At 41.7% G+C, this 12,002-nt stretch carries 6 protein-coding genes and 2 pseudogenes; 7 read left to right on the forward strand and 1 reads right to left on the reverse strand.

What is annotated here, in order from left to right:
* The first annotated feature begins 204 nt into the window (after positions 1-204).
* From DWX73_RS11470 to DWX73_RS15640, 5 genes and pseudogenes are all read left to right on the forward strand, one after another.
* On the forward strand, positions 205-1,041 hold the full coding sequence (locus tag DWX73_RS11470) for an Mrp/NBP35 family ATP-binding protein (RefSeq protein ID WP_118348890.1): 837 nt from the start codon (positions 205-207) through the stop codon (positions 1,039-1,041).
* Positions 1,042-1,249: 208 nt separating this feature from the next.
* Positions 1,250-2,569 (forward strand): putative DNA modification/repair radical SAM protein, encoded by a 1,320-nt coding sequence (locus DWX73_RS11475; protein ID WP_118348891.1) that lies wholly within the window; start codon positions 1,250-1,252, stop codon positions 2,567-2,569.
* On the forward strand, positions 2,566-3,300 hold the full coding sequence (locus tag DWX73_RS11480; protein WP_330413651.1) for a TIGR03915 family putative DNA repair protein: 735 nt from the start codon (positions 2,566-2,568) through the stop codon (positions 3,298-3,300). Before DWX73_RS11475 ends, DWX73_RS11480 begins: the two co-directional genes overlap by 4 nt.
* 125 nt (positions 3,301-3,425) lie before the next feature.
* A complete protein-coding gene (locus tag DWX73_RS11485; protein WP_118348892.1) occupies positions 3,426-3,653 on the forward strand; it encodes an HPr family phosphocarrier protein in 228 nt (75 codons plus the stop codon).
* 123 nt (positions 3,654-3,776) lie between these two features.
* A pseudogene (locus DWX73_RS15640) lies at positions 3,777-6,175 on the forward strand (ATP-dependent DNA helicase).
* Here the strand turns inward: DWX73_RS15640 and DWX73_RS11495 are convergent.
* Positions 6,144-7,031, reverse strand: a complete 888-nt coding sequence (locus DWX73_RS11495) for a LysR family transcriptional regulator (RefSeq protein ID WP_118348893.1) — start codon at positions 7,029-7,031, stop codon at positions 6,144-6,146. The pseudogene DWX73_RS15640 and the gene DWX73_RS11495 sit on opposite strands and share 32 nt — an antisense overlap.
* A 182-nt stretch (positions 7,032-7,213) precedes the next feature.
* Between DWX73_RS11495 and DWX73_RS11500 the strand changes: the two are divergent.
* A pseudogene (locus DWX73_RS11500) lies at positions 7,214-7,929 on the forward strand (TIGR01906 family membrane protein).
* A 124-nt stretch (positions 7,930-8,053) separates the two neighbouring features.
* Positions 8,054-11,809, forward strand: a complete 3,756-nt coding sequence (locus tag DWX73_RS11505) for a phosphoribosylformylglycinamidine synthase (RefSeq protein WP_118348894.1) — start codon at positions 8,054-8,056, stop codon at positions 11,807-11,809.
* The last annotated feature ends 193 nt before the right edge of the window (positions 11,810-12,002 follow it).

Below are 12,002 nucleotides of genomic sequence, written 5' to 3' on the forward strand. Positions count from 1 at the left end.
AAATCTGAAAAATACATTTTCATTTGCAACATAAAAATCACCACTTTTCTTTTAGTATACAAGAAAAGTGATGATTTTTGTATTAACTATTTTTTATGCGGTTGCCCTGACAAGAGATATGAGTACCCTTGAATAGTACGATATAGAGTGATAGAATAATAAAGCATAACAAATTTGAGAGAATATAAAGGAGTGTATGTCATTATGGCAGAAGAAAACAAAAATACATGCAGCAAAGAGAGCTGTGAAGGCTGTGCACATGCGGCAACTTGCAGCAGCAAGAAAACAGATATGCATGAGCCGGCGAACCCACTGTCTCATGTAAAAAAAGTAATTGGTGTTGTGAGCGGTAAAGGCGGTGTCGGCAAATCAATGATTACGGCATCAATTGCCCGCGTACTTGTGAAACAGGGATATAAAGTAGGAATTCTTGATGCAGATATTACAGGTCCGTCGATTCCGAAGATGTATGGAATTCATGGGAAAGCAGTCGGAAGTCAGGATGGTATTTTCCCGATAGAGGCAGAAGACGGAACAAAGATTATGTCTGTGAATCTGCTTTTGGAATCCGAGGAAGATCCGGTAATCTGGAGAGGTCCGATTATTGCAAGTGTTGTAAAGCAATTCTGGTCAGAAGTTATCTGGGGAGAATTAGATTATCTTCTTGTAGATATGCCTCCGGGAACCGGAGACGTTCCGCTGACAGTATTCCAGTCTCTTCCGGTAGACGGAGTCGTGATTGTTACTTCTCCGCAGGATCTTGTCCGTATGATCGTAAAGAAAGCTTATAATATGGCTAAGAAGATGGATATTCCGGTGCTGGGAGTTGTGGAGAATTACAGCTATCTGGAATGCCCGGACTGTAAAAAACGTATCAATGTATTTGGCGAGAGTCATATTGAAGAAGTGGCTGAAGAACTGGAAATTCCGGTGCTTGGTAAGATGCCGATCGATACAAAACTTGCAGAGTATGTGGAGGCAGAACGGTTCTGGCAGGTAGAGAATGAATATCTGGCAGGAGTGGAAGCATATCTGAAATAATATTCCAACAGAATATCGTGAGTATGCAGTGAGAAGCGAATCTCTGCTGCGAAGAGCAAACATCCCTCTTTCTACCATTGCTGGTGGAAGGGGGATGTTTTATTTGGGCAGAAAAAAAGAAAAACGAATATATGTTCGAAAACACTTGCTTTTTTGAATCAGACAGGTTAAAATAAAACAAACAAATGTTCGAAAAGGGGCGTTTTGCATGAAGATAATGGAAAAGATGACAATATATGAAAAGCTGAATATTCTGTCTGATGCAGCCAAGTATGATGTGGCATGTACTTCAAGCGGAAGTGAACGCAGAGGAGATGGGAAAGGCATCGGGAATTGTGTGAAGTCAGGGATCTGCCATAGTTTTTCTGCAGACGGAAGGTGTATTTCACTTTTGAAGATTCTGTTTACGAATGAATGTATTTTTGATTGTAAGTATTGTATTAACCGCTCTTCGAATGATGTGATTCGAGCTTCATTTACTCCGGAGGAAGTATGCCGTCTGACGATAGAGTTTTATCGGAGAAACTATATTGAAGGTCTGTTTTTAAGTTCCGGAGTGATAGAAAGTCCCAATCATACGATGGAACTGCTCTATGCAACACTTTTAAAATTGCGCAGAGAATATCATTTTCAAGGATATATTCATGTGAAAGCGATTCCGGGAGCAGATCCGGAACTGATTCGCAGAACTGGTTTTTTGGCAGACCGCATGAGTGTGAATTTAGAACTGCCGACGGCAGAGGGGCTGAGAAAGCTTGCACCGCATAAGTCTCGAAAGAATATTTTGACACCAATGCGGCTTGTGCAGAATCAGATGGAGGAGAATCGTCAGGAACTCATGGCATTTCGACATGCCCCTGAATTTGTTCCGGCGGGACAGAGTACCCAGATGATTATCGGAGCAACTCCGGAGACGGATTTTCAGATTCTCCATGTTGCAGAATCATTATATCGGAAGTTTCAGTTAAAAAGAGTATTTTATTCTGCCTTTGTTCATGTGAATGATGACGCGGCGCTTCCGGCGAGATGTGACGAAGGCCCTCCGCTTTTGCGGGAACACAGATTATATCAGGCGGACTGGCTTCTGCGCTATTATGGTTTTGAGGCAGATGAACTTCTGACAGAATCAAATCCTAATTTCAATGCGCTGTTTGATCCGAAGTGTGACTGGGCGCTCAGGCATTTGGAGTACTTTCCGCTGGAGATTAACCTGGCTCCCTACGATGCACTTTTGCGGGTTCCGGGAATTGGTTATAAGTCAGCGGGACGGATTGTCCGTGCGAGAAGGCTTGGAAAGATTCAGTTTGAAGATTTGAAGAAGATGGGAGTCGTGTTAAGGAGAGCAATCTATTTTATTACCTGTTCCGGTAAGATGATGTATCCGATAAAGTTTGAAGAAGATGCGATCACAAGGAATTTGCTCAGTACGAAAGAGAAACTGCCAAGAGAGATCAGGGAGATGAACTACCGACAGCTCACCTTATTTGATGATGTGACATTTCATAGTGCGGCAGGAGGATTGAGATGATAAAAAGGATTTATCTTTGTGAAGACAATGTGACTGGCTTATTTTCAGCGCTCTATGATGCGTGGCGGGAAGGGAGAACTCAGGAGAATGCAGGAATTGCTCTGAAAGGATTTGTAGAACAGGAGCTGTTTTGTGAATATGTGGAAAGCTGTCCCGCCGAACGAAAGGCGCGAGCAATAACGCAGATGATCCGAAAGCATCTTGGGCAGGAAGCCTGTCGAGCCATTTATTATGCGGCTTTATCGTGCAACAAGGAAAAGGGAACGGCAATTTGGCAAACGCTGCAGGAAGCCCGCAGGATACAAGACAGCAGAAAGATTATGGCGCATTTGAGCCATCCGGGAGTGGAGAAAGTATTTGAATTGAGCCGCAGTGTGGGGAATGAAGCGCATATTTTTCTGGAATTTGTCAGATTCCGGGAATTGCAGAATCATGTTCTGTATGCAAGAATAGAGCCAAAGAATCAGATTCTGACATGTATTGCAGATCATTTTGCAGACAGGCTTCCATTGGAGAACTGGATGATCTATGATGAGACACACCGGATGTTTCTTGTACACCGGAGTCAGAAAAACTGGTTTTTGCTTCACGGGGCAGAGGCAGACGAGGAAACGCTCAAGAAGTATTCAGGAGAAGAGAGAGAATATGAACGACTATGGAAAGGATTTTGTGAGAATATTGCTATTTTGGAACGAAGGAATCAAGACTGCAGCAACAGCATTTGCCATTAAAATATCGAAAGAACATTGTAGAATTTGTTGAAAAATATAGTTGACATTCCAATTCCGGCATGGGATAATACATCGGTGGTAAGAAATGCCGTATCAATAGAAAGGCCATGAAAGGAGCAGGCAGTATGGATATCAAGAAACAGATCAGACTGACACCGAATGACGTGGACGAATTTGTTAAAGCGGCTGGTCAGTGTGATTTTGACGTCGATGTATTTTATAACAGAGTGATTATTGATGCCAAATCAATTCTGGGTGTATTGAGCTTAGACTTAAATCAGACGCTCACTGTAAGATATGGTGAGAATAATGAACTGTTTGAAGAAACACTTCAGAAGTTCAGTGTGGCATAAATAAACAAAAAGCTGCTGCAGGGATTGAATTCCTGCAGCAGTTTTTGTTATGATGATTTTGAAAAAATTTGTGAGATTATAACTCAAAAGAATAAAAGATTTGGGATTGGTGGTAAAAGGAAGATGGAGTGTCCAATCGTTAAGATTTCTGTGAGAAATCTTGTGGAATTTATTCTGCGAAGCGGAGACATTGACAATCGAATAGGGAAAATGGCAGATAAAGATGCAATGCAGCTTGGAAGCAAGATCCACAGAAAGATTCAAAGACAAATGGGGGCAGATTACCATGCAGAAGTTTCTTTGAAATATCAAATACCTTACGAAAACTGTATTCTTCAGATTGAGGGGCGGGCAGATGGAATCATAATTGACGAAAATCAAGTTGTGATTGATGAAATTAAAGGGATACTTGGAGAGCTGGAACGATTGGAGGAACCGAAGGAAGTACATCTGGCTCAGGCAAAATGCTATGCCTGTATATACGGCTTGCAGGAAGGTCTGGAAGAGATTGGCGTACAGATGACCTATTGTCAGATGGAGACGGAGGAAATCCGGCGGTTTCAATATACTTATCCTGTTCAGAAGCTGGCGGTATGGTTTTCGGACATTGCAGATCAATATCAGAAATGGGCAAAATTTCAGATAGACTGGAGAGAAAAGCGCAATGCTTCGATTCGGACAATTGAATTTCCGTTTGTATACCGGGAAGGGCAGCGGGAGCTTGTGCGGGATGTCTATCGCACAATTCTGCGAAAAAAACAATTATTCATCCAGGCGCCGACCGGAGTAGGAAAGACGATGGCAACAGTCTTTCCGGCAGTGAAAGCAATCGGAGAAGGTTTGGGAGAGAAATTATTCTATTTGACTGCCAAGACGATTACCCGTACTGTGGCAGAAAATGCGTTTCAGACATTAAAGCAGCAGGGGTTGAATATGAAGGTTATAACGTTGACGGCAAAGGAGAAAATCTGTTTTTGTGAAACAATGGAATGTAATCCGGAGGCTTGCCCGTATGCAAAAGGGCATTTTGACCGTGTCAATGATGCTGTATTTGAACTCCTGAATGAAACTGGGGAAATGACGAGAGAAGCGCTTGAGAGACAGGCGAGGAAACATCAGGTATGTCCATTTGAGATGTCGCTTGATGTAGCATCCTGGGTAGACGCGGTTATTTGCGATTATAATTATGTTTTTGATCCAACGGCGCATTTGAAACGATTTTTTTCAGAAGGCGGCAGTGGAGAGTACTTATTTCTGATTGATGAAGCCCATAATCTTGTGGAGCGGGCGAGGGAGATGTACAGCGCTGTATTGTATAAGGAAGATGTGTTGGAAGCAAAAAGCTTGCACGTTATGAGGCGCCGAAACTTGTGAAGAAGCTTGATCTTTGCAACCGTCAGCTTTTGGAGATGAAACGAGAATGTGAATCTTATCAGGTACATCAAAGTGTTTCTCATATTTATCTGTCAGCGATGAATATTATGGCCGAGTTGGAGAAAATTATGGAAAACCCGGAAAAAGGGAAACTCAGAGAAGACTTGTTGGATTTTTACTTTCAGATTAGAATGTTCGTAAGTATTTATGATCAGATGGATGAACATTATGTTATCTATACAGAGATGGAAGAGGACGGAAGATTCAAACTGAAATTATTTTGTGTGAATCCGTCTGTGAATTTGAAGACGTATCTGGAACAAGGGAATAGTACGATCTTCTTTTCGGCAACATTGCTTCCAATTCAATATTACAAAAAACTGCTTAGCACAAATGAGAATGATTATGCGATTTATGCAGAATCTCCGTTTGATGAAAGAAAGCGCTTGCTGCTCATTGGAGCAGATGTGAGTACAAAATATACATTGCGGGGATTGGAAATGTATCGGAGGATTGCAAAGTATCTTTTAGAAATATTGGATACAAAGCATGGAAATTATCTTGTCTTTTTTCCGTCATATCGTATGTTGGAAGAAGTGTATGGTGAATTTGTTACACTGCAAAAAGAGAGAATGAAAGAGACCGGGAGAGAAGAAGTGGAAATACTTCGTCAGAAGCCGGGTATGGGAGAAGAAGAACGAGAAGCATTTTTGGAAAGCTTTGAGAAAAAGAAAATGGGGAGCGTACTTGGATTTTCGGTACTTGGCGGAATTTTTTCGGAAGGAATCGATCTATCCAGAGAACGTCTGATCGGGGCAGTTATTGTGGGAACAGGACTTCCGCAAGTGTGTCCGGAGCGTGAAATCCTGAGACAGTATTTTGATGTGAATCGGCTGCCCGGGTTTGATTATGCTTATCTTTATCCGGGGATGAATAAGGTACTGCAGGCAGCGGGACGTGTGATTCGCACGGATGAAGATGAAGGAATCATTCTTTTGTTAGATGACAGATTCCAGAGCAGGCAGTATGCCGCTGTATTTCCGAGAGAATGGAAACAGAGGGAATACTGCACACTAGAGACAGTGGAAGAACATATCGAAAATTTCTGGAACCATGTTATTCGGAAAGCTCCTCAAAATAAGACATAAAATGTGCGGCTGCCTTTGAAACAGGCACATGTTCATTGTAAGCGATGACAAGCTCCCGGGAAGGAAGAGATTCTTCTGTATCTAAAATAAAGAGTTCTTTAGAGTCTTGGGGCACACAGAAATCCGGAACAAAAGCAATGCCAAGACCGATGCGTGCAAGATCAATGAGCAGATCATTACTGCTTAATTCTGCTTCCGGAACAAGATCCAGTTGGCGCTGTTGGAACAGATTATGTAAGAATTCGCTGGTGGTACTCTGTTTATCCAGCATTAGCAATGGATATTTTAGAAGTTCAGCAAAACTAACTTGGCGGTTTTTCAGTTCAAGAAAGGCGTGGCTGGCAATAAACACATCCTGAAAGCGTTTAATCTTTTTGATAGAGTATAAATTTGTCAGGGCAGTATTCGGATAGTTTGTAACGATGAAGTCTGCCTGACCGGTTTCCAGAAGTTCTACACAGCGGATAGAAGTCTGGTTTGTTACCTTTATGTGTGCGTTAGGAAATTCCTTATGGAATTGCTTTAAATAGGGTACGAGGAAATAGCGGCAGATCGTATCACTGGCGCCGATACGGATCTGTCCTCCGGTAAAGGCAGTGTCAGTGAGCTGTGCTTCTCCGCGGCGAATCAGATTCATAGCTGGTTCGATATGACGGAGAAGGATCTCGCCTTCCGGTGTAAGACGCACTTTTTTGGTACTTCGGATAAACAGCGGCTGATCCAGTTTTTTCTCCAATGTTTTAATGGACTGGCTGACCGCTGACTGGGATATAAAAAGCTGTTTTGAGGCTTCAGAGAAGCTTAGTGTTGTTGCGACATAATAGAACACTTTATATAATTCATAGTTAATATCCATTATTAGTTCTCCTTATAAATATTACTGATATTATAGGAGAAAACTTACAAAAAAACAATATCCCTATGAGAATTTCCTGTTTTCCTTTTGAGAAAGCACTTCTTAAGTAACTTTCTGTTTTCAATAAGAATGGGAATATGATAAGATAGATCATAAGGAGAGGAGAAAGAAAGGATCGATATATGAGTCAGAGAAAGAGATGGATTTATGAGATAGCAGCAGTGGCAGGAGCGTTGCTGATTATTTTCGCAGGAGTTCTTGCAAGTTTTGATATTGCAGTTTATGGTGATCCGAAATACCGTTTTTATGAAAAAGAATATATAAAATATCAGGTAACCGAACCATTGGATATGGAACTGGAAGATGTCATGAACGTAACAGAATATATGATGGCATATTTGCGTGGGCAGGAGCAGGAACTATCAATTGTAACGACTGTAGAGGGAAAGAAACAGGATTTTTTCAATGAGCAGGATCGATTTCATATGGAAGAGGTAAAAGGACTATTTCTTGGAGGCCTGAAGCTGATGAGGATATCATTTGTAATTGGGCTTGTCCTTTTGGGCTGGATCGGATGGAAGACGGAGCGAAGGTATGGGATTGTATCGAAAGCAGTTTTGATTGCGCTCGGGCTCTTTGCGGCAGTAGCGATTCTTCTCGGTAGTTTTTGTTATGTGAATTTTACGAAAATTTTTGAAATCTTTCATGAATCTTTTTTGATAATGATCTCTGGCTGTTTGATCCGGCAACAGATTATATGATACGGATGCTGCCGGAAGGCTTTTTCTTCGATATGGTTGTTCGAATCGGCGGATGCTTTGGAATATTTTTTGTGCTGCTTCTTTTGGGAGCGGTTGTGCGAAGATATTTTTATAGAAGAACAATAAGAAATGAATAAGTTGTACTTATAAGAAAGTTTAGATATATTAATTATACTAATCAAGAGAAATATGATAGAATGAAAGCAAAGTAGAAGTAATTTGCAGCAATGTAATGACACAAATAGATCAAAGGAGGACTATATGAACGGCGTAAGAAGAGTTTATGTGGAAAAGAAACCGGAGTTTGCTGTACAGGCAAAAGAACTGAATCAGGAGATCAAGAGCTATCTTGGAATCCGCACAGTAAAAAATGTGCGTGTCCTGAATCGCTACGATGTAGAGAATCTTTCAGACGAAACATTTGAACGTGCCTGCAATGGTATTTTTGCAGAACCGCCTGTGGACATCTTGTATCTGGAGGAATTTCCGGCAGCAGAAGGAAGCAGCGTTTTTTCAGTGGAATATCTTCCGGGACAGTTTGACCAGAGAGCAGATTCTGCAGTACAGTGTGTACAGTTTATTAAAGAAGATGAACAGCCGGTTATCAAGACAGCAACAACGTATGTGATTGAAGGTGAAATAACAGCAGAAGAGCTGGCAGCAATTAAAGATCACTGCATTAATCCGGTAGATTCAAGAGAGACAGGCATGGAGAAACCGGAAACACTTGTAACGGTATACGATGAACCGGCAGATGTTAAAATTTTTGACGGTTTTAAAGATATGCCGGAGGAAGAATTAAAAGAGTTATATAGTTCTCTTGGACTTGCAATGACATTTAAAGATTTCCAGCATATCCAGAGATATTTTAAATCAGAAGAAGACAGAGATCCGTCTATGACAGAGATCCGTGTACTTGATACATACTGGTCTGATCATTGCCGTCATACAACATTTTCTACAGAATTAACAGATGTAACTTTTGGAGAGGGAGACTATAAAACTCCGATTGAAGATACATACCGTCGTTATCTTGCAGATCACAGTGAGATTTTCAAAGGACGTGAAGATAAATTTGTATGTCTGATGGATCTGGCACTGATGGCAATGCGCAAATTAAAAAAAGAAGGAAAATTAGAAGACCAGGAAGAATCAGAAGAAATCAATGCCTGCAGTATCGTTGTGCCGGTTGAGGTAGATGGTGTAGAAGAAGAGTGGCTTGTAAACTTTAAAAATGAGACACATAACCATCCGACAGAGATCGAACCGTTTGGTGGAGCTGCCACATGTCTTGGCGGTGCAATCCGTGACCCGTTATCAGGACGTACTTATGTATACCAGGCGATGCGTGTAACAGGTGCAGCAGATCCAACAGTCTCTGTAAAGGAGACGCTGAAGGGAAAACTTCCTCAGAAGAAGCTCGTTCGAGGCGCTGCACACGGCTATAGTTCTTATGGTAATCAGATCGGACTTGCAACAGGTATGGTAAAAGAAATCTACCATCCGGATTATGTTGCAAAACGTATGGAAATCGGTGCGGTTATGGGTGCTGCTCCGAGACGTGCGGTTATCCGTGAGACATCCGATCCGGGAGATATCATTATTCTTTTAGGAGGACGTACCGGACGTGATGGCTGCGGCGGTGCTACAGGCTCTTCAAAAGTACATACGGAAGAGTCTATTGAGACTTGCGGTGCAGAAGTGCAGAAAGGAAACGCTCCGACAGAACGTAAGATTCAGAGAATGTTCCGTCGTGAAGAAGTCAGCAAATTGATCAAGAAATGTAATGACTTTGGAGCAGGCGGTGTATCTGTAGCAATCGGAGAATTAGCTGCCGGTCTGAAAGTAGATCTGGATAAGGTTCCGAAGAAATACGCAGGACTTGACGGAACAGAAATTGCAATCTCTGAGTCTCAGGAGCGTATGGCTGTTGTTGTGGATCCAAAAGATGTTGCGGAATTTCTCGGATATGCAAAAGAAGAAAACCTTGAAGCAGTAGAAGTAGCAGTTGTAACAGAAGAGCCGCGTCTTGTACTGAATTGGAGAGGAAAAGATATTGTTAATATTTCCCGTGCATTCCTTGATACGAACGGTGCGCATCAGGAGACCAAAGTAGAAGTAGAAATTCCAAATAGAGAGAATTGTCCGCTTGTGAAGTCAGAAATTGCTGATGTAAAGGCAAAATGGCTTGAAACATTAAGCGATCTTAATGTCTGCTCACAAAAAGGACTTGTGGAGATGTTTGACGGTTCTATTGGAGCAGGAAGTGTATTCATGCCTCACGGTGGAAAATACCAGCAGACAGAAACACAGAGTATGGTAGCAAAACTTCCGGTATTAACAGGAAAATGCGATACGGTTACAATGATGAGTTTTGGATTTGATCCGTATTTGTCAAGTTGGAGTCCATATCATGGAGCTGTCTATGCGGTAACAGAATCTATTGCAAAGATTGTTGCCAACGGCGGCGATTTTAGTAAGATCCGTTTTACTTTCCAGGAATACTTCCGCCGTATGACAGAAGATCCAAAGAGATGGAGTCAGCCTTTTGCGGCATTGCTTGGAGCATATGATGCACAGCTTGGATTTGGTCTTCCGTCCATCGGAGGAAAAGACAGTATGTCAGGAACATTCCAGGATATTGATGTTCCTCCGACACTTGTTTCATTTGCAGTAGACGTTGCAAAAGAAAAAGATATTATTACTCCGGAATTAAAGAAGGCAGGCAATAAGCTTGTATGGCTTCGAATCGAGAAAAATAATTATGATCTTCCAGTATATGCATCTGTTATGGATCAGTATGCAAAATTCCGTGCAGATATTCAGGCAGGAAATATTGTTTCTGCATATGCATTGGATCGTCATGGCGTAATTCCGGCTGTCAGCAAGATGGCATTTGGTAACGGCTTTGGTGTGAAGATTGAGCATAACATGGATGCACGCGAACTGTTTGCACCTGCATTTGGCGATATTGTAGCAGAAGTTCCGGCAGAATGTGTAGAAAAACTTGCAATTACATATACTGTGATCGGTGAAGTACTTGCAGAACCGAAATTTACATATGCTGACACAGAGATTTCTCTGAAAGAAGCGGTTGAGACATGGAAAGCTCCGCTTGAAAAGGTATTTGCAACAGTTTCTGATGAAAATAGCGATGAGCCGGTAGAAAGCAAATTGTACGATACAAAAGACATTCACATCTGTACACATAAGATTGCACAGCCGACAGTATTTATTCCGGTATTTCCAGGAACAAACTGTGAGTATGACAGTGCAAGAGCATTTGAGCGTGCAGGTGCTAAAGCGAATGTAAAAGTATTTAGAAATATGAATGCAGAAGATATTCGTGACTCTGTGGCAGAATTTGAAAAGGCGATTGCCCAGGCACAGATTATTATGTTCCCTGGCGGATTCTCAGCAGGAGATGAACCGGATGGTTCTGCGAAGTTCTTTGCAACCGCATTCCAGAATGCGAAGCTGAAAGAAGCAGTGCAGAAATTGTTAAATGAGCGTGACGGACTTGTACTTGGTATCTGTAATGGTTTCCAGACACTTGTAAAACTGGGACTTGTACCGCACGGAGATATTGTAGGTCAGACACCGGATTCTCCGACACTGACATATAATACGATCGGACGCCACATTTCTAAGATGGTATATACAAAGGTAGTTACAAACAAATCCCCATGGCTTGCGCAGGCACAGCTTGGCGGTGTTTATGTAAATCCTGCATCACATGGAGAAGGTCGGTTCGTTGCCAGCAAGGAGTGGCTTGATAAGCTGTTTGCAAATGGTCAGGTAGCAACACAGTATTGTGATCTGGATGGAAATGTAAGCATGAATGAAGAGTGGAATGTAAACGGCTCTTATATGGCAATTGAAGGTATTACAAGTCCGGATGGACGTGTGCTTGGTAAGATGGCACACTCAGAAAGAAGAGCAGACGCTGTTGCAATGAATATTTATGGAGAACAGGATCTGAGAATCTTTGAATCAGGAGTTGCATATTTCAAATAAGTTCTCTTTGACGCTGTGAGAGTGGCAGACGAGGACAAAAGATAAAAGGAATGAGAAAAGAGAGCAGACAGTACCGTTTGGTATTGTCTGCTTTCGCAGCTTTTGAAGAAAAAATGAAAATGACATAAAATTAACAAGAAAATGAAAGATTAATAAAATAAAAATTTCATAATTTTAAAATAAATATAAAAAA

This window comes from Coprococcus sp. AF21-14LB (genome assembly GCF_003458885.1).
Taxonomy (GTDB): domain Bacteria; phylum Bacillota; class Clostridia; order Lachnospirales; family Lachnospiraceae; genus UBA9414.

Excerpts from the sequence above, each read along its gene's own strand:
- DWX73_RS11475 (WP_118348891.1), top strand. The coding sequence starts at position 1,250 with ATGAAGATAATGGAAAAGATGACAATATATGAAAAGCTGAATATTCTG.
- DWX73_RS11480 (WP_330413651.1), top strand. The coding sequence starts at position 2,566 with ATGATAAAAAGGATTTATCTTTGTGAAGACAATGTGACTGGCTTATTT.
- DWX73_RS11485 (WP_118348892.1), top strand. The coding sequence starts at position 3,426 with ATGGATATCAAGAAACAGATCAGACTGACACCGAATGACGTGGACGAA.
- DWX73_RS11495 (WP_118348893.1), bottom strand. The coding sequence starts at position 7,031 with ATGGATATTAACTATGAATTATATAAAGTGTTCTATTATGTCGCAACA.
- DWX73_RS11470 (WP_118348890.1), top strand. The coding sequence starts at position 205 with ATGGCAGAAGAAAACAAAAATACATGCAGCAAAGAGAGCTGTGAAGGC.
- DWX73_RS11505 (WP_118348894.1), top strand. The coding sequence starts at position 8,054 with ATGAACGGCGTAAGAAGAGTTTATGTGGAAAAGAAACCGGAGTTTGCT.